The following is a 19,107-nucleotide window of genomic DNA, read 5'->3' as shown; positions in this document are numbered from 1 at the left end:
ATCCTCATGAGCGCAGCACTTTCTCCCAGCCGGGCATCGGACTTCATGCAGTGCCCGCTGCTCTATCGCTACCGCGTCATCGACAAGTTGCCTGAGCCGGCCAGCCCGGCTGCTGCCAGGGGCACGCTGGTCCACGCAGCCCTCGAGCGCATCTTCGATTTGCCAGCCGAACAGCGCACCCCTGAAGCCACCATCGGCTTGTTGCCCGAGCAATGGGATCAGCTCGTCGAGCAGGAGCCAGAGTTTGCAGCCCTATGTGACGGGGGTGAGGGGGTCCCCGACCTGACCAAGTGGCTGGCCGACGCCGGCGATTTGGTGCAGCGTTGGTTCACCTTAGAAAACCCCCAGTTTCTTGAGCCCGCCGAACGCGAGCTTTACGTGGAGGCGCAGTGGAGGGCCTGACCTTGCGTGGCTACGTTGACCGTTTGGACGTCGCACCTGATGGTCGGTTGCGCGTTGTCGATTACAAGACGGGCAGGTCTCCGTCGGAGCTCTTCGAGGGCAAGGCCCTCTTCCAAATGAAGTTCTATGCCCTGGTGTTGTGGCGCACCCGTGGTGTGATTCCAACCATGCTGCAACTGGTTTATCTCAAGGACGCGCAGATCTTGCGGTACGAGCCAGTTGAAGCCGAGTTAGTGGCCACCGAGCGCAAGATGCAGGCGCTCTGGGCAGCCATTGAAGTGGCAGCCCGCAATGGCGACTGGCGCCCCAAAAATCACGATTGTGTTCGTTTTGCCACCACCAAGATGTCTGTCCGGAGTTCGGCGGCACTCCCCCACCGTTACCCGATGATGCGCTTGAACGTGCCCTTAACCCACCATCACGTCGCGCGACTGCTGATGGTGCGCAACAACCCGAGGCGGCACCGACTCAGGTGGAAGCGGCCGTCGAAACCAGTTGATTCAAGTCAGCGGCACTCACCCCGAGCAGTGAGTCCACCTGCACTGACCCGGTGATGTACGGGACGGGCACGGTGTGCGGCACTGCGATAGTGGGCACCCCTGCAGCCACAGCTGACTTAGTACCAGTCGGCGAATCCTCAATAGCTATACAGTTTTCGGGCCGAACCTCTAATGCGGCTACCGCGGTGAGATAGGGCTCTGGGTGTGGTTTGCCATTGGCGACGATGTCACCAGTGATGACGGCAGAGAATGTGCCCGGTGGGAGTTCCTCAATCAAGATTTCCGCTAATTCGGTGTACGACATAGTGACCAGCGCACAGGGCACACCGGTCCGGTTAAGCTCGATTAACAGATCGCGCGCACCGGGCCTCCATGGCATATGGTGTTTTACGCGGTGCACCACGCGAGTCAACAAGCGATTGACGATGGCCTCCACTGAACCCGTGACCGGAGTGTTGTCGATCAAGATCTGCGCAGAGACGGCTAGTGGGTTGCCGACCAGTTGATGTGCGTCCTCGTCGGTCCACACGCCTCCTGCGTCTGCGACCAGTGACTTCTCCTCTGCAATCCAGTAGGGCTCGGTGTCTATCAGCGTGCCATCCATGTCCCACAGGACGGCATCTGGTAAATCGTTGTTGATGGCCACACCGCGATCCTACGGTCCCCGCCGTAGGGTGTGGTTAGCGACACTATTGAGGAGGTGGCCCGGCTTTGATTGAACTATCGGAGATCGGCCCGCTTAAAGAGCCCATCGTGCTAGCAGCCTTCGCTGGTTGGAATGATGCTGGTGAGTCTGCCAGTGGTGTGATTCGGCATCTCAGCCAGGTCTGGGCCGCCCAAGAGGTCGCCATGGTCGATCCAGAGGACTACTACGACTTTCAGGTCAATCGCCCCCACGTGGTGCGCATTGCAGGGGTCAGTTCGATTCGTTGGCCAAGCACGCGCATTCTCGTGGCCCGTTACACTCCCCTGGACCGCGATGTAGTCCTCATTCAGGGCATCGAGCCCTCGGTGAAGTGGCGCAGTTTCACCAACGAGATCGTTGACTATCTGGAAGGCTTGGATGTCGAGATGGTCATCACGTTAGGCGGCCTGCTTTCGGATGTGCCGCACACCCGACCCATCCCGGTTGGTGTGAGCAGCGAAGAAGAATCGCTGCACAGCGAAGGCGATGAGGTCGACCGCAGCACTTATCAGGGTCCTACCGGAGTGATTGGCGTGATCAGCGATCATGCCCACCGAATGGGGTTGCCGACTTTGTCTCTGTGGGCCGGGATTCCGCACTACGCTGGCAGCGCTCCTTCGCCAAAGGCCACGTTGTCGCTGTTGGGGCGACTCCAAGATCTGCTGGGCATTGTTATTGACGACGGTGAAGTCACCGAAGCCGCCCGGGCTTGGGAGCGCGGAGTGAACCAACTCGCCGAGACCGACGATGAAATCGCAGAATACGTCCGCGCCCTCGAAGCCCAGCAGTCAGAGACCGAGCTGCCCGAAGCAAGCGGTGAGGCAATCGCTCGCGAGTTTGAGCGCTATCTACGCAAACGAGACACCGACCCGGCGTGAGGGCCCCGCCCTAAAGCTTAATGCCCAGCAGGGCGTCAATGGCCTCAACGATGTCGCTGCCACCGGCCTGCGATGAATCGCTCGCCGTGGCGTTGGCCCACGCGTCAACGACCTCAACGGCGCCAGGTGAGTCCAAGTCGTCAGTGAGGCGCGTTCGGACGTCCGTGATGACCTGAGTGACAACGTCTGTGTTGGCTGGCGTCGTCGACTGAGCCACTTGAGCAGCCGCCCGCCACTGGGCCAGGCGCTCCGTCGCGGCTTCGAGGTCCTGATCGGTCCAGGACCACTCGTTGCGGTAGTGATGACCCAACAAAGCCAACCGGATAGCCAGCGGGTCAACGCCCTGCCGGCGAAGCCGCGACACCAAGACCAAGTTGCCCTTGGATTTGCTCATCTTTTCGCCTTCAAGACCGACCATCGCCTGGTGCACATACGCCTGAGCAAATGCATTCCGACCCGTCAAAGCGCACGCTTGCGTCGCCGACATCTCGTGGTGCGGGAAGGTCAGGTCTTTGCCGCCACCCTGCAACTGGAAGGTTGCCCCGAGGTAGCGCAACGCAATGGTCGAACACTCGATGTGCCAGCCGGGACGGCCGTCGCCCAAGTCGCCCCCAGGCCAAGACGGCTCACCCTGGCGAGCTGCGCGCCAGAGCAGTGGGTCAAGTTGGTCGCGCTTGCCAGCGCGATCCGGGTCGCCACCGCGATCTGCGAACACCGCCATCATCTCGGGTCGGGTCCAACCAGAGACCGAGCCAAAACCAGGCTGTTGAGATAGGTCCAGGTAGACGTCACCTCGGGCTGCGGGATCGACGGCGCCCTCGGGCACTGGCACGAAGTACGCCGCTCCGGTGGCCACCAATTGCTCGACAGCAGAGACGTCGTCGGGGATGCCTTCTACCGCGCCAACGTAGTGTCGTGGCGCCAAGACTCGTAGGGCTTCCATGTCTTCAAAGAACAGCGCAATCTCACCAGCAGCCAAGTCCTGCCAGGCAACACCATCGCGCTCGGCACGTTCTAGCAACGGCTCGTCGACGTCCGTGACGTTCTGCACGTAGTTGACGCTCAGACCACCATCTCGCCAAAGGCGATTCACCAAGTCAAAGGTGACGTAGGTGGCGGCGTGGCCCATGTGAGTGGCGTCGTAGGGGGTGATGCCACAGACATACAAACCAGCCTGTCCATCCTCGGGATGAACGGTAGTCAACTGCCCGGTGGCGGTGTCAAAGACCCGCAGTGGCTGCACTGCTCCGGCGAGACGGGGCACGGGGACGGAGTTCCAGGCTTTCACTCCACAAGCCTAACCGGGACGACTAGCAGATCGCGCCACGGGAGCGCACTCTCGTCACCACAATGGCCAGGGCAACGGATAGCGATCGGTTGGCAGGGCAGGAAAGACCGGATCGGAAAGTAGAAGATCAGCACGGACGGCTAATTCCTCGACCTCGGCTTCGTCCAGATAGCTCAACAGCTCACGTCTGCCACCGTTGTTGAGGTGGTCGTGTAGTTGTTGCAGGCGTGCCACGTCAGCATCCGGGATCTTTTGTCCAGCCCAGCCCCACAGCACGCTGCGCAACTTTGGCTCGTCGTGAGCACACAGCCCGTGGTCGAATCCCCAGAGGCGGCCCTGCGGATCTAGCGCAATGTGAGCAGCTTTGCGGTCCGCGTTGTTGAGCACCGCATCAAGAACGGCCAAGGACGCCAACTGCTCATGGTCGGCGTGCGCCACAACCAGGGGCTCACCCTTGGCCCTTGTGCCTGGACCAAGGGCAGCCAACCCTCATCCAATCCTTCGGGCGGGAAGACATCGAGAAGGCCAGAAGCCGGCCCCGCCAGGGAATCGTCAACTTCTACCCACACTTGAACTGATCCCAGACCCAGCGGGCCATCACGCAGAATCGTGGGCGGCACCAGACCCCAGCCGCCCCATTCGCTGACTAGGTATGCGGTGACCTCGCGCCCCGCTAGCGTCCCCTCGGGGAAGTCGTCCAGCGGCCGCTCACCTTGAATGGGTTTGTAGACCGCCTTCGCCAGCGCCCGCTCCTGGTCACCGTCGTGAAACTGCACGCGCAACGTGACGTTGGAGGCTTCCCGCAGCGATCCTCGATTTCCATCGTGGCTGTTGCTAGCCACTCCGGCACAGGAGCCGAGGTCACCGACGGTAGCCGTTGGCTCGGGGGCAGATGTGTCCACTGGGATCAAGCGGGTTGCCACAGAACGGACAGTTTGGCCGACCACCCTCAACAGCGCGCGCACAGCGTTGCGAGAAGGCACGGGCAAATGCTGGGCTGAGATGAACTCGCAGGCTTTGCATCATTGAGGTGCTCGAGGCACCTTCTTCGTCGGTCTCATCGTCTTCGCCGTCGTGTGCTTCCACAACGACCGACTTGTGCTCCTCGTCCCAGGCCAAGCTAAGCCGTTGGACGCGGAAGTCTTCTTCGATTGGGGTATCGAGCGGCGCGTTGTCAGCGACCGCTTCACCGGCCAACTCTGACCCAACCTCGGGAGCAACGTTGTCGAGCATCTCGCCAATGCTCTCCCCAGCAGTCGCACCTGTTCCTTTTCCAAAGAAACCGTGACTATGTGTGAGCCCTGGGTGGCTTGCAAAAGAAGGCACGCTGCCCGGGAGGGCCGACTGTGTCAGCGACAAAGCGCTCGGGAGGCTCAAAATCGATCATTGGCATACCCCCAGCCTAATCCTGGCCCGAGAAACTGCCGTCAGTGCCCGGCTCCCCCACCCACCGCGGCGTCCTGCTCAGTGCTGGCGGCTTTACTGAGGCCCTGCAGGTCGATCTCATCGGAGCCAGTGTCGTTCATCCGCACCACATATGAGCGGTCCGACGTGTAGCGGATGATGCTGACTGAGGCGGGGTCAACCACGATGCGCTGAAAATCGTCCAGATTGGTGCCCACTGCCTCAGCCAAAATAGCCTTGATGACGTCGCCATGACTTACCGCAAGCCACACGCCGCCGGGGCCTGCAGCCTTCTCGACCTCCGCATCGGCCGATTTGATGGCAGCCACGGCTCGTTGCTGCATCGCGGACATTGACTCATTCTCAAAGTCGTCACTCGGTGGATAGGTGACCGTGCTGGGCGCGCTCTGTACGTCTTTCCAGAGCGACTCCTTGGACAGTTCTTTGAGTGGACGGCCAGTCCAGGCTCCGTACTTAGCCTCGCCGATGCCCTCGACCGTGCGCGTTTCCACTTGGAACTCTTGGTGCCGGAGCACCGTTTCACCAGTCTCCTGGCAGCGCTGCAAGGGCTCAAAGCCGCCATCGTCAGCCGCGTGCCCCGCAGCCGCTCGGCGACCCGTTTTGCCTGGTCCTTGCCGACATCGTCAAGACCAATGCCCGGGGTCCAACCGGCCAAAGTGCCGCTCGCGTTGGCAGTGGTGCGTCCATGCCTCATCAACACCAAGATCGCCATCAGAGATCCTTGACCTTTGTTGCAGCCTCGACCGCGGCCTCAAGCGCCTCCACGCGAGCGGCCAGAGTTTCGCCCCATGGAGCGATCGTCAAGGTGGTCACTCCCGCATCGGCGTAGCGCTGCATCCGCTCGACCAGACGCGTACCACTGCCCAGCAGGCTGGTGTCATCAATGAACTGCTGCGGCATCGCCGCCGCGGCCTCGCGCCACTTCTTGTCGAGATACAGATTCTGCACCTCTGCGGCCGCCTCCTCGTAGCCCATCCGGCACGCCAGAGCGTTATAGAAGTTGTGCTCCCTTGAGCCCATCCCCCGACGTAGAGCGCAGCATAGGGGCAATCAGCGAGGCGCAACGACCAAGGTCTTCACCAACCGCGATCGGGACGGTCGCGTCGACTTCGAAGTGTTCAGGAGCTTCAGCCCGGCGCGCCTGTCCACGCTTGAGGCCCTCTATCTGCTCATCCAAATACTCGGGGGACACGAATACACCCAACCAGCCATCGGCTAACTCACCAGCAAGCTCCAAGTTTTTCGGGCCGACCGCCGCGAGGTAGATCGGCACGCGGTGCTTGTTCGGCACGATGTTGAGGCGCAAGGCTTTACCGGCCCCATCTGGGAGGGGCAAGGTGAAGTGCTCCCCCTCATACGAGACTGGCTTGCGATCCAGAGCAGAGCGGACGATCGAAACATACTCGCGGGTGCGGCCCAGCGGTTTGGCGAACCCCACCCCGTGCCACCCTTCAGACACCTGCGGGCCACTAACGCCTAGCCCCAACCGGAAGCGGCCGCCGCTGAGGTTGTCGATGCTGCCCGCTGTCATCGCGGTCATCGCTGGCGTGCGACCAGGGATCTGCAGCACCCCTGCACCGAGCCCGATGTTCTTGGTTTGTGCTCCCACCCAGGCCAAGACGCTAGCGGCATCGGGTCCGTAGGCTTCAGAGGCCCAAAAGACGTCGACACCCAACTCGTCGGCGCGCTGAGCCAACGCGAGATTGTCTGCGTCCCGGCCCATCCCCCAGAACCCGCAGCTAATGCCTAGCTTCATTGTGTTTTGTCCTCTTCCGTTTCTTCGTCTTCAACGTCATCGTCAAGGTTGTCGTCGAGGTCATCCGGGCCTAAATCATCCGGGTCCACTAGCTCGACATCGTCATCGTCAAACTCCCCGTCGTCATCGTCCTCGGAGTAGATATCAAGAGGCGTGACCTCGCCAAACGCGCTTAAGAGTGCGTCGTCGTAGGTCATGAATGTGTCAGCGATGCGCTGGTATGCGCTCAACAGGTCTGGCGAATGCTCCCCCACCTCCTGCTCGGCGAGGGTGAGGTGCGCCTCAAGTGCTGCGACCAGTTCCAATAGCGCTGCGCGCGGCTCACTATTCATGTTGTGACGCTATCCCAGATCGCTGTGCACGACGAGGGGCGGGCCAGGAATGATCAACCAGGCACCTCTGTTGCATTGGGCAGTCGATGCGACTCAAGATAGGACTCTCATGACTGAATACGAGTTCCAGACACTCACGTTTCCGCGCGAGACGAGCCGCTCGGATGTGCGACGGGCCCTAGCGGAGCAAGCCGAATATGGGCACTGGGAGCTTTACCGCGTACGGCTCTACTTGGGCGGCATGCGTCGCACCTGGCTTCGTCGCAAGATCATCCGGGTGCGCCGCACGCTCTAGCCCTCCTCAGCAGTCCTGGATGAGGCGGCGCAAAACTCGTGTCCCAAATTCGAGAGCGTCAACCGGCACTCGCTCATCTACCCCGTGGAACATACCGACAAAGTCGAGGTCTTCGGGCAGGCGCAGAGGAGCGAAGCCGTAGCCGTTGATGCCGAGCCGCGAAAGGTGCTTGTTATCGGTGCCGCCGGAAAGGCAATAGGGCAATACCCGAGCACCGGGGTCTTCCTTCAACAAAGCTGCCTTCATGGAGTCGACGAGTTCACCTTCGGACTCGGACTCCAACGCGACGTCCTTGTGCACGATCTCGATCTCGACGTGCTCGCCGGCTAACTCCGCAATCAGCGACATGATCTCTTCTTCGTGACCCGGCAGGAAGCGGCAGTCCAACGCGGCCGTTGCAAACCGGGGGATGACGTTGTGCTTGTAACCGCTGTCCAACATGGTGAAGTTGGAGGTGTCTTGCAGGGTCGCCTCAACGAAGGGGCGTGCTCCGCGCAATAGGGAAAGGAACTCCTCGGGGTCCTTTGAGTCGAGGTCGCGCCCGGTGATCGTGGCCACGCCGTCAAACAGTTCCTGCACGGAGGCAATATAGGTGCGAGGCCACTCATGTGCGTTGATCCGTGCGATTGCTTCGGCCAGGCGGACAACAGCGTTCTCGTCGTTTGGGACTGAGCCGTGACCAGCGCGGCCGTGTGCCTTAAGGCGCAACCAGGCGATGCCCTTTTCAGCTGTCTGCAACAGGTAGGCGCGGGTGGTGCCGCCAGTGGCAGCGTCCGGAAGCGTGACGGAGTAGCCGCCGACTTCACTAATGGCTTCGGTGCAACCCTCAAACCACTCGGGATGATTAGCCACGACATGGCCCGCGCCCTTGACTCCGCCGGCCTCCTCGTCGGCAAAGAAGGCCCAGACGATGTCTCGTGGTGGCTTCTCCCCCGTCCTGGCCAAGTGGCGCAGGTTGGCCAACAGCATGGCGTCCATGTCCTTCATGTCCACGGCTCCGCGGCCCCAGATCATGCCGTCTTTCTCAACTGCTGCGAACGGGTCGACTGACCAGTCTTCGGCTTGAGCCGGGACGACGTCGAGGTGTCCGTGCAGGACTAGCCCAGGCCGCGAAGAGTCACGACCAGGTGTCCGCACAACAACACTGGTGCGCCCCGGGTCAGACTCAGTGACCATCGGCTCCAAACCAACTTCTCGAAGAAGACCCACCACGTAGTCGGCAGCGGCCTTCTCCCCGGCCCGGAGCCATCGCCGTAGTTGCTCGTATCGATTTGGATCAGCTCTCGGCAGATCCGCACCACTTCGTCTTCAGGATTAATCATCGTTTGATCGACCATGGCGCCACCCTACGACCTCAGGCCGGTACAGACCCTGCACCGGTTCATGGCCATCAATCTTTAGCTCGGCGCAACCCCAACACGAGTGACCATATCGCCGGGATCAGCGAGAGACCTATCAACCACGGCCCAATGCCTTTGTCTACAGAGGACAAGATGGCACCCGAAACCAGAAGGGCACTAAAGATCAATAACCCGTTAGTGCGGGCTGCAGACCGTTGCAGCCGCGCGAGTTGCGGGCTAGCGCTGGCATATCAACTTTGAGTTGTCCACGTTCAGCCAGGGTTAGCACTCGATCCGCGCGGCTCGGCAGGGTTAGCGCTAGCCGTCCTAACTCGATGGCTTCCTTCTGTACCGTCTCCGACAGACTTGAGCGATCTTCGTCGAGCAGCTGCGTCGCATACGGGGTGATCGTGCCCCAGATATCAAATTCTGGATCGAGGGCTGTGCAGTTGCCTGACAGGATGCCTACGGCTCGTCCAAGCAGGAGAAGGTCCTTGGGGACTTGAAATGGCAACTCCAGCAGTAGTTCTCTGAACTGCAAGCCGAAGCGAATCAATTCCTCGGGATCAATCTGCTGCAACTCGTCAATGCGCAGTCCACCGAAGCGGTCAAAAACCTGCTCAGCTGCAGACTCGATTTGCCACAGGTCGGCGCTGGGCAGCAGAAGATCTAGCCGCTGCAGGCCGGCAACAAAGCGGGTGCTGTCACGCAACCCTGCAGCGATCAGCAAGTCGCGCAGACCGCCACGCAACTCTTCGGGCACGCGACCAAACATGCCGAAGTCGATGAACGTCATCGTCCAGTCCAGGTCTGCGGCTGATGAGTCGGTGCGAGGCGTGACGAAGATATTGCCGGGGTGTGGATCAGCGTGAAAGAAGCCGTCAATCAAGATCTGCTGCAAGAACGTGTCAGCGAGGACCTGAGCGACCTCCACCGGATCAATACCGGCGGCAGTCACCGCGTCACGATCGGTGAGTTTGATGGCCGAGACATCCTGCAAGGTGAGAAGCCGACGCCCGCTGAGCTCCCACAGGACCGCCGGAGTGGCAACCCGAGGGTCCTGGGCAAAGTTGGCGGCAAAGGCATCCAAGTTGACGGCCTCTTCGAGGTAGTCCACCTCCTCCAACGTCGTCTTGGCAAACTCTTCAATCAAGGCTCGAATGTCGGCCCGGTTTCGAATGGGTCGATAGCGCTCTAACCAGCCCCCAACTGTGCGCAATGCCGATAGATCGACTTCAATAATTTGCTGAATGTCGGGGCGTTGCACCTTGACCACGACGTCAGCGAATCCCACTTCGGCTGCGTCACCGGCAAGCAAGGTTGCTCGATGGACTTGACCTAGTGAAGCAGCTGCCAAGGGCACCCGATCGAAACTCGCAAACTGCTTGCTTAGCGGCAAGGCAAGCTCAGACTCGGCCACGGCCTGCACCGCCACGAACTCTTCGGGCGGCACTTCGTCTTGCAGATCAGCTAATTCTTTGATCACCTCTGGCGGCAACACATCCAGCCGTGCGGAGAGGAACTGCCCCACCTTGATCATCAGACCACCCATCGAGATAGCCAACACTCGAAACCGAGCAGCTGCCTTGCGCGTCCGTTCGGCTCTGGTGCGGGCAACAAAACCGCCCATTTTGAGGCGACGCAGGACGATCTCAAACCAAATGAAAGAAGCCGTCACTCGGGCAAAGAAGAAAACGATGCGCCAATAGCGCGCACGCAATTGGGACGAGGTCATCGATCAGTTATAAACAGCAGGTCTTCGATGGCTCAGTCCTCGGCGAGGATCGCGTAAAGACGCCTGCGGGCATCGCGCAAGACCTCGGTGGCGGCATCAACCTCCTGGTGCGAGGCACTCGCTTTGAGCTGGATAACCGCCTGCGCTAATTGGGTGGCCGCACGTTGATAGCTGTGCCTGCCCCCGGCTTCGTCATCCGCTGGTGCCCACGGCGCGGGTACACCAAATAGCGGACGAGCGGCTTCCTCGCCTTCGTCGGTCAGTTGATATAGCTTTTTGCCATCGGTGCGCTCAACGACGGCCAGGCCCTCGTCGGCCAGCATCGCTAGTTGGGGGTAAACAACGCTCGGGGACGGTTGCCACAGCCCTTCGCTGCGCGAAGATATCTCGCGAATGAGTTGGTAGCCGTGCATAGGCTGCTCACTGAGCAGCAACAAGATTGCGGCACGAATGTCAGCCCCCGCGTGAAGGGGCGTGCTCGATGCGACCATCTCTTGAACCTGCCCGGCCATGTTTCGCAACGGCTTCAAGCCCTCGCGCAGCCACAGCTTGGTGTCGTGTGCATCATGCTTGAGTGCATGGATCCTCCGGTTCATGGCCTGATCAAAGTGTCAACACAACATTACGCGGGACCCAATTGGCGCTCATCGGCGGCCCAATCTAATCGGCACTGGCGGCTGCAACCCGACCGCTCGACATGCCGGTGTCGAGTTCGCGTTGCCTCATCGGCTCGTTTGCGATTGCTGCGTACGCAGCGTTGGGCCTGATCTTGATACTTGGACTTTGGCTGCGCGCCAGGGCTGGCGGAGCCAGTGAGATCTGGACCTATCGCTGCCATCCGCCCTGTCCTGGGGTAATATCAGTTGCATGACTGAGACCACAGTCGTGGGATCAGCTCAAAGATTCGGCGTGAAAACGTTGATGGGCCTCTATTTCCGACGCTAAGGAGAACCCATGGGATTCGCAGACAAGGCAAAGAACGCTGCAGAGGACTTGACCGGTAAGGCCAAGGAAGCAGCCGGAGACGCCACGGACAACGCCTCGCTCGAGGCAGAGGGCAAGGCCGACCAGGCCGAAGCCGCTGCAAAGAAGGCTGGCGAAGATGTCAAGGACGCCTTCAACAACTGACTTCAACCTCTCCCACGATGCCCGTCAGGCTGCGGCTTGTCGGGCATTGTGCTGTCCTCATGTGCCTATTCGTCTGCTAGGACACACAGGCAACCGGCATCATGGCGAGTGAAAAGGCACAGGGGTGCAAAGAATCGGGGCGAGCCGTGTGGCTCGCCCCGATTTCTTCGGTGTCCGGAGGGGGACTTGAACCCCCACGCCCGTTAAGGGCACTAGCACCTCAAGCTAGCGCGTCTGCCATTCCGCCACCCGGACAAGGTGATGTCTCCACGACCAATGAGGCCGAGGCAACGAGGAGTGACACTACCTTTATGCCCTTGACTCACGCCAGTCGGGCGGCTCGGCCAGGCTGAGGGCTGGATCGGAGGTGTCAAAAGTTCGAATGCGCCCGGGCGCAGTGTTCGGACCCTCAAAACGGACCGTGACTACACCGCGACCGCTCCCCAGACCCAGCCGTCCCCGTGCTCGTCGTGATGGACATCAAGCCCGGTGATCCAACGTCGACCGACGGGCGTCCCGGCCAAGTCTGGCGAGATGACATCGCTGGGGGCTGGCTCAACCGGATCTACTGCTTCCGCGCCGACGACAGTGTCAAATAGAGCCAGTTCGTCCTGTGCGTGATCAGTCAGCCCAGCCACCCCCATGCCTAACAGCCTGAGTCCGCCCGTGACGTCGACTGCCTGCATTAAGCGATCGGCTTCACGCCTGAGCACTGCGGGGTCCCCGTGGCGTAGGGCAGGCTCGCTGATCGGGTCACCGTAGTGAAGTCATGCCACCGAATTTTGAGCGTTACCGTCTTGGCGAAAGCGACCGAACTCGTGAGTCGTGCCGTGACCTTGTCCACGAGTCGGTTTAACTCTGCGTCCAGCACCCGTCGATCGACGACATCGCTGGCGAAGGTCTCCTCCGCTGAGATGCTCTTGGCTGCTCGCTCTGATACCACAACGCGATTGTCTTGGGCCCGAGCCAGCGCATACAAGCCTGTTCCATGGGCGGAGCCAAAGACGGATGTGAGGACGTCACGGTCAGCGGCAGCCAAGTCAGCGACAGTCTCCACCCCCAAGGTATGCAGTTTCGCCCCGGTGGCAGGGCCAACCCCGGCGAGCGCCCGCACCGGCATAGGGTGCAGCACTTCCAGTTCACTGCCGGGCTCGATCACACTGGCCGCCCGGCTTGTCTAGCTCGCTAGCGATCTTGGCCATCATCTTGCTGCTGGCGATCCCCACGGCCGCGGTCAGCCCTCCAGTCGCTTCGGTCACCCGGCTCTGCAAGTCCTTGCCCAGCGCGGTCAGCCCGGCAGCGCTGAGGTCATGATCGGCGGCCGCCAGGTGGACGTAGGCCTCGTCAATCGAGACCTGCTCCACCAGGTCGGAGAGTTCTCTGAGGAGCTCCATCACAACCGCGGATGAGGCACGGTATGCGCCAAACCGGCCGGCCAAGAAGGCAGTCCCGGCCGGGCATTTACGACGTGCCTCACTAGTCGGCATGGCTGAGCGGGCGCCAAACACTCTGGCTTCATAGGACGCAGTCGCGACCACACCACGACCACCCGTTCCGCCCACAATCACCGGCTTGCCGCGCAGCGATGGCTTATCGCGTTGTTCCACGGCGGCGAAGAAGGCATCAAGGTCGAGATGCAGAATCATCCGAGCAGGAGTTGCCTCCGCCCTATGTCCGTCGCCATGGCTCAACTCTGACACGTCCCGTGAGCCCAGCCACGGTCGGCTGGCTGCTTCCCCAGGTAGAGTTCGGGCGTGCTTGAACATGTGACCGCTACCCGATACGTGCTGCCGCTACGCGAGGGTGGTTCACTGCCCGGCGTCGTGGAAGCCGACGATCTCGGCACCTACGTCGTGAAGTTTCGAGGTGCCGGCCAGGGCATCAAAGTGTTGGTCGCAGAGATCATCGTTGGCGAGATTGGCCGGGCGCTAAGCCTCCCAATCCCGCGCCTCGTCACCGTGGAGATGCCGTCAGCGATGGCCCGATATGAGGCGGACGAAGAAGTTCAGGACCTGTTAAACGCCTCACCCGGGATGAATCTTGGTGTGGACCTGTTGCCTGGGTCCTTGGGATACGACGGCTCTCGGCCGCCCGCTCCGGAGCTAGCAGCAGACATCATCTGGCTGGATGCCTTCACCGCCAACATAGATCGCACTTGGTCTAACCCCAACCTCTTGCTGTGGCACCGCGAAGTGTGGGCCATCGATCATGGCGCTGCGCTGTACTTTCACCACGGTTGGCCGGGTAAGCAGCCAAATCCTGACCGATTCGCTGCTCAGCCGTTCCGCGCCGACGAGCATGTCCTGTTAGACGTCGCCGGTGATATTCGCGCAAGCCATGACCGGTTGAGCGCCATGCTGACCCCGGCCGTGCTCTGCGATGTGCTGAACCAGATTCCTGATGAATGGCTTGAGACAACGCCCTACCTTGCCGATCCGAGCGCGGTGCGCACGGCATACCTCGAGCACTTGACCGCGCGCCTTGCCAGTAGCAGTCACTGGCTTCCGAGCGGTGGTGCCCGATGAGCAACGAAGCCTTCGACTACCAGTACGTCACTTTGCGCCTGGTGCCCTCGGTCCTGCGCGAAGAGTTCCTCAATGTCGGCGTGGTGATGTACTCGCAGGAGGGTGACTTCCTCCAAGGCGCCTTCCATCTTGATGAGGAACGTGCCCGCGCGTTCGCCCCTGGCGTCGACACTGAGTCGGTCCGCATGTCGTTGGAGTCTCTCTGCACTCTGGCGCGAGACGGCGGCGCACCGGGCACGCCTCGGATGGACAAACTGGGCCCGCGCTTTGGCTGGATTAGTGCCCCCGGTCAACGATTTTGCAGCCAGGCCCCATCCACGGGGGCCGGGCTAGTGACCTCGCTGCCACCCTGCAACGGCTGCTCGACACCCTGGTCGTTCCCCCGAAAGCGAGCTAGCCATGAGTCTGGAATGGCTGCCGGCAAAGGACCACCTTGGCCTGGTCGCTCCCGTGGTGAGAGGGGCGATCAATGAGGGCGAGCCGTGGACTGAGGGGCTCGAAGTTGCGAGCATCGACCCAGCCATTTCAGACACGGCTGCTTTCATGGAGCACACCGGAATCACTGCCGCTCAGTCTGCTAACTGCCTCGTGGTGGCAGGTAGGCGCGGAGACGACGAACGCATTGCGGTATGTCTGGTGCTGGCTACCACCTCGCGCGGACGTCAACAGGGTGGTCCGGAAGCGGCTCGACGTGCGGCGGGCCAGTTTTATGACCATGGATAACGCCGTGGGTCGAACACAGATGGAGTTTGGTGGCATCACTCCCCTTGGTTTGCCCGCTGAATGGCCCATCTGGGTCGACTCCCGAGTCATGCGGCAGCCTTGGGTCGTGATTGGAGCGGGTGTCCGCGCCGCCAAACTGCGCATTCGTGGCGCGGCTGTTGGAGATCTACCCGGGGTCGAGGTCGTGGACGGACTAGCCGCTGAAATCGGCTGATGACGGCCTCGTTAGGCTGACACCGTGTCCGACAAGCAACCTCTCATCGAGCCGGTTCAACCCTCACCACCAGCCCTGGCGAGCCCGCCGATCATGCACCAACGCTGGGAGCAGTTGGCCTACTTTCACTGGGCCTACGACCCGGCAGAAGTTCAGTCGCACTTGCCGAATGGCTTGACGGTCGACACCTTCGACGGGGCTGCCTGGGTGGGCCTCATCCCGTTCGAAATGCGAGACATTCAGTTTGGCCGCACCCCAGCAATTCCCCACTTTGGCACCTTCACCGAAATCAATGTCCGCACTTACGTCGTGGATGCTCACGGGCGTCGAGCTATCTGGTTCTTTTCCCTCGACGTGCCGCTGGCTTCGGTCACCGCAGCGGCACGAACGATCTTTGGCGTTCCCTACTGCTGGTCCCACACCGAGCACCATGTGAGCGGCGTTCATCACCACCACATTCGACCGACAATGGCCGAAGCCAGGCACTGGGGTGTGGGCTAACGCCTCTATCGCCTTTGAGGTTGGCGCCAAAATTGCCGAGCCCAGCCACTTCGATCACTGGATGAGTGCGCGTTGGGCGCTCGTGAGCAAGCGATTTGGCCGGCTGGATTATGGGCGAGTGTTCCATCCACCCTGGCCCCTGCATGAAGTCGAAAATGTCGATATTGATGAGAGCGCCCTGCGAGCAGCGGGGCTCTCAGCGCCCCAAGGACAGCCGCACGCCCGATACTCCCCCGGTGTCCCGGTTAGCCTGGCGTGGTTTGAGCGGATCTAGTGCTGGTCCCCGGTCACCAAAAGCACTCCACCCAGGCCAATCATCACGGCACCGCCAGCAGCGGACATCGTGGAGATGCGCGACGGGGATTGCGCAAACCAGTCCCGTGCTGAGCCAGCGACCAGAGCCCAGGTGCCATCGCTGAGGACCCCGATCGTCACGAAGATCATCCCAAGCAGCATCATCTGAAGCGCGACGTTGCCGTTGGCCGGGTCGACAAACTGTGGCAAGACAGCGACGAAGAACACCAAAATCTTGGGGTTGGTGATGCCGACCACGAAGCCCTGTCGCAGAATGCGCCCTGACGACATGGCCTTGGCAGGACCCGCTACGTCAAGGGCCTGATCACCCCGGTGCTTGATGGCTTGCCAGCCCAAATAGGCGATATAGACGGCGCCCACCGACTTCACCACAGTGAATAGGACCGCTGACTCGGCCACCAAGGCGCCAACCCCCAGCGCCACCGCGATAGCCGGGGGTATGCCGCCCAATCCGTTGCCGACGGCGCTCACCAATCCACCGCGCGGTCCAAACTCCAAGGAGCGCCCAATGGTGAACAGCACGCTCGGGCCAGGCAGAACAATCAGCAAGAACGAGGCCAACGAAAAGGCCAGCAATGTGTGGATCGAGATCACTGCTGAATGCTACTGCCAGAGCGACCTCCAGGTAACTGCTATTTCAGGGTGTAGAAAACCACGGCGCTGGCTGCGGCCACGTTCAGTGAATCAACGCCACCGGCCATCGGAATCATCACGACGGAGTCCGCTGAGTCAATCGTTCGCTCAGTCAGTCCCTCGCCTTCGCTGCCCAGCACGACAGCAATCTTGTCGTGCTGGGCAGCAGCCAACTCATCGAGGCTGATCGCATCCTCGCTCAAGGCACACGCCGAGACGTGAAAGCCAAGGTCAATCAACGTGTTGATGCCAGCTGGCCAATCGTCAATGCGGGTCCAAGGCACTTGAAATACGGTCCCCATGGAGACTCGAACAGCTCGGCGATACAGCGGATCGGCACACCGCGGCGTGATCAGCACGGCGTCCATGCCTAAAGCCGCGGCTGAGCGAAACACTGCGCCGATATTGGTGTGGTCCACGATGTCTTCCAACACCACGACCCGCTTGGCGTCCTTGATCAGCTCAGTCGGGTCCGGTAGGACCGGGCGTTGCATGGAAGCCAACGCCCCACGGTGCAGATGGAACCCGGTCATCGACTCAATGACATCGGCAGCCGCAACATAGACCGGTGCTCCGCCGTGGATCGCCTCCCCCACAACGTCTTCAAGGTCCTCAAGCCAACGCTGCCCCATCAGCAACGACCGCAACTGATGGCCCGCACCCAACGCTCGGCGGATCACCTTTTCTGACTCGGCGAGGTAGAGCCCTCGCTCGGGCTCGATCACCCGGCGCAACGCAACATCGGTCAGATTGAAATAGTCGCGGACTCGCTCATCACTCGGGTCATCGATCCAGGTAGCGCCATTCGGCAACTCCGGCAGCGGTTGTGTTCGCTTCATCGCAGCAACACCACGATCGCTGTGAGGCCAATCACGACAATGACACCCCGCAGCAACCACGGGGGCATGCGACGGCCAACCTTTGCTCCGACATATCCGCCCGCCAACGAACCCAGAGCCAAAATGCCAACCACGGACCAAATGATCTGCCCAGGTTGCACGACTAAAAACACGACAGCAGCCACGAGGCCCACGGTTAGCGTGAGCACGTTCTTGACCCCGGTGATTTGCTGGAGCGATAGCGGCAGCAGAACACTCATGATGCCGACCAGCAGCACGCCTTGGGCGGCACCGAAGTAGCCGCCATAGACGCCGGTGGCAAAGATCGAGAGCAGCAGGCCGACCGTGCCTGCAAGCGTCATCGCTGGCAGCCCAGTGGTGTCCTTTGTCTGCTTTGGCGTCTTGCCCGCCGCCCATTTGTTCAGCCTGGGCCCACCAACCACCAGCACTAGGGCAAGGGCAATCAAGAGCGGCACATTGTGGCAAAGGCAGACTCTGGCAGCACTAAGAGCAAGAGGGCTCCCACGACTGCGCCCAGCAGCGAGGCTGGCATCAGTCGCATCAGCAACGGCTTGAGCCCGGTGAGTTCGTGGCGATAGCCCCAGGCTCCGCTAAAGCCCCCAGCCACTAGGCCCAGCGAGCTCGAGATGTTGGCCGCGACCGGCGCATACCCAAAAACAGCAAGATGGGGAAGGTGATCAAGGTGCCTGAGCCGACGATCGTGTTGATCATTCCGGCACCGAAGCCTGCAACAGCCAGTGCCAGCAATTCCACCCAACTCACGACTGAGCGGCCCTCGCAGACCAACGCGGCCCGTGCCGGTCAACGACCAGCGGCAGATCGAACGTCTTGCTGAGGTTCTCCGCGGTGAGGGTGACCTCCAGCGGCCCAGCAGCGACCACTTCGCCGTCACGCAGCATCAGAATGTCGGTAAAGCCCGGCGGAATCTCTTCGACGTGGTGAGTCACCAACACCATGGCTGGCGCGGTCACGTCTTCAGCCAACAGTTGCAAACGGCCCACGAGGTCTTCGCGTCCCCGCAGATCAAGGCCCGCGGCTGGCTCATCCAGGAGCATCAGCTCAGGGTCAGTCATGAGGGCGCGAGCGATCTGGACTCGCTTGCGCTCCCCTCGCTCAAGGTGCCGTATCGGCGATCCTTCAGGTGGCCGACCCCCAGCGCATCTAGCAACTCCAGCCCCCGCTGCTCATCCATCGGGTCATACTCTTCGCGCCAACGCCCCACCACGGCCCACGAAGCTGTGATGACGACGTCACCACCTTCTCTTCGGCGGGGATTCGCTCGGCAATCGTGGCGCTAGAAACACCAATGCGAGGGCGTAGTTCAAAAACGTCGACGGTGCCCATCACCTCGCCCAGCACCCCGGCCACACCCGAGGTTGGGTGCATTCGAGCAGCGGCTATCTGCAACAAGGTCGTCTTTCCGGCGCCGTTGGGCCCAAGGATGACCCAACGTTCGCCCTCTTCGACGGACCAGGTGACATCGCGCAGCAAGTCGGTGTTGCCGCGCCTGACACCCACACCAGCTAATTCCAGGACGTCGCTCATGACTCGCCAGCCTAGTTGCCAGCGCCA

At 61.3% G+C, this 19,107-nt stretch carries 26 protein-coding genes, 1 tRNA gene and 5 pseudogenes; 9 read left to right on the top strand and 23 right to left on the bottom strand.

Annotation, left to right across the window (positions count from 1 at the left end; translation table 11 throughout):
- Window positions 1-6: 6 nt before the first annotated feature.
- Window positions 7-901, top strand: a pseudogene (locus L0A91_RS04040) (RecB family exonuclease).
- Here the strand turns inward: L0A91_RS04040 and L0A91_RS04035 are convergent.
- Window positions 871-1,548, bottom strand: coding sequence for an HAD family phosphatase (locus L0A91_RS04035; protein ID WP_235245956.1), 678 nt, complete (start codon window positions 1,546-1,548; stop codon window positions 871-873). The pseudogene L0A91_RS04040 and the gene L0A91_RS04035 overlap by 31 nt on opposite strands.
- 65 nt (window positions 1,549-1,613) lie before the next feature.
- On the opposite strand from L0A91_RS04035, the gene L0A91_RS04030 reads away from it, so the two are divergent.
- Window positions 1,614-2,465 (top strand): PAC2 family protein, encoded by an 852-nt coding sequence (locus L0A91_RS04030; protein ID WP_235245954.1) that lies wholly within the window; start codon window positions 1,614-1,616, stop codon window positions 2,463-2,465.
- 10 nt (window positions 2,466-2,475) lie between these two features.
- Here the strand turns inward: L0A91_RS04030 and mshC are convergent, their stop codons facing one another.
- The 9 genes and pseudogenes from mshC to L0A91_RS03995 all read right to left on the bottom strand — a co-directional run bounded on the left by mshC (window position 2,476) and on the right by L0A91_RS03995 (window position 7,266).
- Window positions 2,476-3,753: a cysteine--1-D-myo-inosityl 2-amino-2-deoxy-alpha-D-glucopyranoside ligase gene (mshC, locus tag L0A91_RS04025; RefSeq protein ID WP_235245953.1), complete on the bottom strand. Its 1,278-nt coding sequence runs from the start codon at window positions 3,751-3,753 to the stop codon at window positions 2,476-2,478.
- A gap of 54 nt (window positions 3,754-3,807) precedes the next feature.
- The gene (locus L0A91_RS04020; RefSeq protein ID WP_235245952.1) at window positions 3,808-4,140 is read right to left on the bottom strand and encodes a hypothetical protein; all 333 of its coding nucleotides are present in this window, start codon (window positions 4,138-4,140) and stop codon (window positions 3,808-3,810) included.
- Entirely contained in the window at window positions 4,098-4,595 is a 498-nt protein-coding gene (locus L0A91_RS04015) for a hypothetical protein (protein WP_235245951.1), read from the bottom strand. The genes L0A91_RS04020 and L0A91_RS04015 overlap by 43 nt, the downstream gene beginning before the upstream one ends.
- Window positions 4,596-4,614: 19 nt before the next feature.
- Entirely contained in the window at window positions 4,615-4,986 is a 372-nt protein-coding gene (locus L0A91_RS04010) for a DUF3090 family protein (protein ID WP_311197994.1), read from the bottom strand.
- A gap of 55 nt (window positions 4,987-5,041) precedes the next feature.
- Window positions 5,042-5,140, bottom strand: a complete 99-nt coding sequence (locus tag L0A91_RS18265) for a DUF3090 family protein (RefSeq protein WP_311198133.1) — start codon at window positions 5,138-5,140, stop codon at window positions 5,042-5,044.
- Window positions 5,141-5,180: 40 nt separating this feature from the next.
- Window positions 5,181-5,872 (bottom strand): annotated as a pseudogene (locus L0A91_RS04005) (MSMEG_4193 family putative phosphomutase).
- A gap of 17 nt (window positions 5,873-5,889) precedes the next feature.
- Entirely contained in the window at window positions 5,890-6,153 is a 264-nt protein-coding gene (locus tag L0A91_RS17195) for a hypothetical protein (protein ID WP_260115285.1), read from the bottom strand.
- Between the two features lie 16 nt (window positions 6,154-6,169).
- Window positions 6,170-6,934: an LLM class flavin-dependent oxidoreductase gene (locus L0A91_RS04000; RefSeq protein WP_260115284.1), complete on the bottom strand. Its 765-nt coding sequence runs from the start codon at window positions 6,932-6,934 to the stop codon at window positions 6,170-6,172.
- Complete coding sequence (locus L0A91_RS03995) at window positions 6,931-7,266, bottom strand: primosomal protein (RefSeq protein WP_235245950.1); 336 nt, start codon at window positions 7,264-7,266, stop codon at window positions 6,931-6,933. The genes L0A91_RS04000 and L0A91_RS03995 overlap by 4 nt, the downstream gene beginning before the upstream one ends.
- A 109-nt stretch (window positions 7,267-7,375) precedes the next feature.
- On the opposite strand from L0A91_RS03995, the gene L0A91_RS03990 reads away from it, so the two are divergent.
- Window positions 7,376-7,561 carry a DUF5703 family protein gene (locus tag L0A91_RS03990; protein ID WP_235245949.1) on the top strand — a complete coding sequence of 62 codons (186 nt, stop codon included), beginning with the start codon at window positions 7,376-7,378 and terminating at the stop codon, window positions 7,559-7,561.
- Between the two features lie 6 nt (window positions 7,562-7,567).
- Here the strand turns inward: L0A91_RS03990 and L0A91_RS03985 are convergent.
- The 3 genes and pseudogenes from L0A91_RS03985 to L0A91_RS03975 form a co-directional block, all read right to left on the bottom strand.
- Window positions 7,568-8,898: pseudogene (locus L0A91_RS03985) on the bottom strand (M20/M25/M40 family metallo-hydrolase).
- A 187-nt stretch (window positions 8,899-9,085) separates the two neighbouring features.
- Window positions 9,086-10,636, bottom strand: a complete 1,551-nt coding sequence (locus L0A91_RS03980; protein WP_235245948.1) for an AarF/ABC1/UbiB kinase family protein — start codon at window positions 10,634-10,636, stop codon at window positions 9,086-9,088.
- 32 nt (window positions 10,637-10,668) lie between these two features.
- The gene (locus tag L0A91_RS03975; RefSeq protein WP_235245947.1) at window positions 10,669-11,232 is read right to left on the bottom strand and encodes a PadR family transcriptional regulator; all 564 of its coding nucleotides are present in this window, start codon (window positions 11,230-11,232) and stop codon (window positions 10,669-10,671) included.
- 358 nt (window positions 11,233-11,590) lie between these two features.
- On the opposite strand from L0A91_RS03975, the gene L0A91_RS03970 reads away from it, so the two are divergent.
- Window positions 11,591-11,764: a CsbD family protein gene (locus L0A91_RS03970; RefSeq protein WP_235245945.1), complete on the top strand. Its 174-nt coding sequence runs from the start codon at window positions 11,591-11,593 to the stop codon at window positions 11,762-11,764.
- Between the two features lie 171 nt (window positions 11,765-11,935).
- Here the strand turns inward: L0A91_RS03970 and L0A91_RS03965 are convergent.
- The 4 genes from L0A91_RS03965 to L0A91_RS03950 form a co-directional block, all read right to left on the bottom strand.
- Window positions 11,936-12,019 (bottom strand) — tRNA-Leu (locus tag L0A91_RS03965).
- Window positions 12,020-12,189: 170 nt separating this feature from the next.
- The gene (locus L0A91_RS03960) at window positions 12,190-12,450 is read right to left on the bottom strand and encodes a hypothetical protein (RefSeq protein WP_235245944.1); all 261 of its coding nucleotides are present in this window, start codon (window positions 12,448-12,450) and stop codon (window positions 12,190-12,192) included.
- The gene (locus L0A91_RS03955) at window positions 12,450-12,896 is read right to left on the bottom strand and encodes a DNA polymerase thumb domain-containing protein (RefSeq protein WP_235245943.1); all 447 of its coding nucleotides are present in this window, start codon (window positions 12,894-12,896) and stop codon (window positions 12,450-12,452) included. Before L0A91_RS03955 ends, L0A91_RS03960 begins: the two co-directional genes overlap by 1 nt.
- Before the next feature lie 7 nt (window positions 12,897-12,903).
- Window positions 12,904-13,455: a hypothetical protein gene (locus L0A91_RS03950; protein WP_235245942.1), complete on the bottom strand. Its 552-nt coding sequence runs from the start codon at window positions 13,453-13,455 to the stop codon at window positions 12,904-12,906.
- A 63-nt stretch (window positions 13,456-13,518) separates the two neighbouring features.
- On the opposite strand from L0A91_RS03950, the gene L0A91_RS03945 reads away from it, so the two are divergent.
- The 5 genes and pseudogenes from L0A91_RS03945 to L0A91_RS17185 all read left to right on the top strand — a co-directional run bounded on the left by L0A91_RS03945 (window position 13,519) and on the right by L0A91_RS17185 (window position 16,001).
- On the top strand, window positions 13,519-14,289 hold the full coding sequence (locus L0A91_RS03945; RefSeq protein WP_235245941.1) for a HipA family kinase: 771 nt from the start codon (window positions 13,519-13,521) through the stop codon (window positions 14,287-14,289).
- A pseudogene (locus L0A91_RS03940) lies at window positions 14,286-14,686 on the top strand (DUF3037 domain-containing protein). Before L0A91_RS03945 ends, L0A91_RS03940 begins: the two are co-directional and overlap by 4 nt.
- Window positions 14,687-14,758: 72 nt before the next feature.
- Complete coding sequence (locus tag L0A91_RS03935; protein ID WP_311197993.1) at window positions 14,759-15,226, top strand: YbaK/EbsC family protein; 468 nt, start codon at window positions 14,759-14,761, stop codon at window positions 15,224-15,226.
- A 24-nt stretch (window positions 15,227-15,250) separates the two neighbouring features.
- Window positions 15,251-15,727, top strand: coding sequence for a DUF2071 domain-containing protein (locus L0A91_RS17190; RefSeq protein WP_260115283.1), 477 nt, complete (start codon window positions 15,251-15,253; stop codon window positions 15,725-15,727).
- Window positions 15,717-16,001, top strand: coding sequence for a DUF2071 domain-containing protein (locus tag L0A91_RS17185; RefSeq protein ID WP_260115282.1), 285 nt, complete (start codon window positions 15,717-15,719; stop codon window positions 15,999-16,001). The genes L0A91_RS17190 and L0A91_RS17185 overlap by 11 nt, the downstream gene beginning before the upstream one ends.
- Here the strand turns inward: L0A91_RS17185 and L0A91_RS03925 are convergent.
- The 6 genes and pseudogenes from L0A91_RS03925 to L0A91_RS03910 all read right to left on the bottom strand — a co-directional run bounded on the left by L0A91_RS03925 (window position 15,998) and on the right by L0A91_RS03910 (window position 19,080).
- Window positions 15,998-16,636: a LysE family translocator gene (locus L0A91_RS03925; RefSeq protein ID WP_235245939.1), complete on the bottom strand. Its 639-nt coding sequence runs from the start codon at window positions 16,634-16,636 to the stop codon at window positions 15,998-16,000. The genes L0A91_RS17185 and L0A91_RS03925 overlap by 4 nt on opposite strands.
- A 38-nt stretch (window positions 16,637-16,674) precedes the next feature.
- Window positions 16,675-17,514 (bottom strand): RNA methyltransferase, encoded by an 840-nt coding sequence (locus L0A91_RS03920; protein WP_235245938.1) that lies wholly within the window; start codon window positions 17,512-17,514, stop codon window positions 16,675-16,677.
- Complete coding sequence (locus L0A91_RS18260) at window positions 17,511-17,981, bottom strand: sulfite exporter TauE/SafE family protein (protein WP_311197992.1); 471 nt, start codon at window positions 17,979-17,981, stop codon at window positions 17,511-17,513. The genes L0A91_RS03920 and L0A91_RS18260 overlap by 4 nt, the downstream gene beginning before the upstream one ends.
- Entirely contained in the window at window positions 17,978-18,151 is a 174-nt protein-coding gene (locus L0A91_RS18255; RefSeq protein ID WP_311198132.1) for a hypothetical protein, read from the bottom strand. The genes L0A91_RS18260 and L0A91_RS18255 overlap by 4 nt, the downstream gene beginning before the upstream one ends.
- The gene (locus tag L0A91_RS18250; protein ID WP_311198185.1) at window positions 18,142-18,297 is read right to left on the bottom strand and encodes a hypothetical protein; all 156 of its coding nucleotides are present in this window, start codon (window positions 18,295-18,297) and stop codon (window positions 18,142-18,144) included. Before L0A91_RS18250 ends, L0A91_RS18255 begins: the two co-directional genes overlap by 10 nt.
- A pseudogene (locus L0A91_RS03910) lies at window positions 18,294-19,080 on the bottom strand (ABC transporter ATP-binding protein). The gene L0A91_RS18250 and the pseudogene L0A91_RS03910 overlap by 4 nt, the downstream one beginning before the upstream one ends.
- Window positions 19,081-19,107: the final 27 nt, after the last annotated feature.

Source organism: Ornithinimicrobium sp. INDO-MA30-4 (genome assembly GCF_021535045.1).
GTDB lineage: Bacteria > Actinomycetota > Actinomycetes > Actinomycetales > Dermatophilaceae > Ornithinicoccus.
This window is presented reverse-complemented; position numbering and strand designations above follow the sequence as displayed.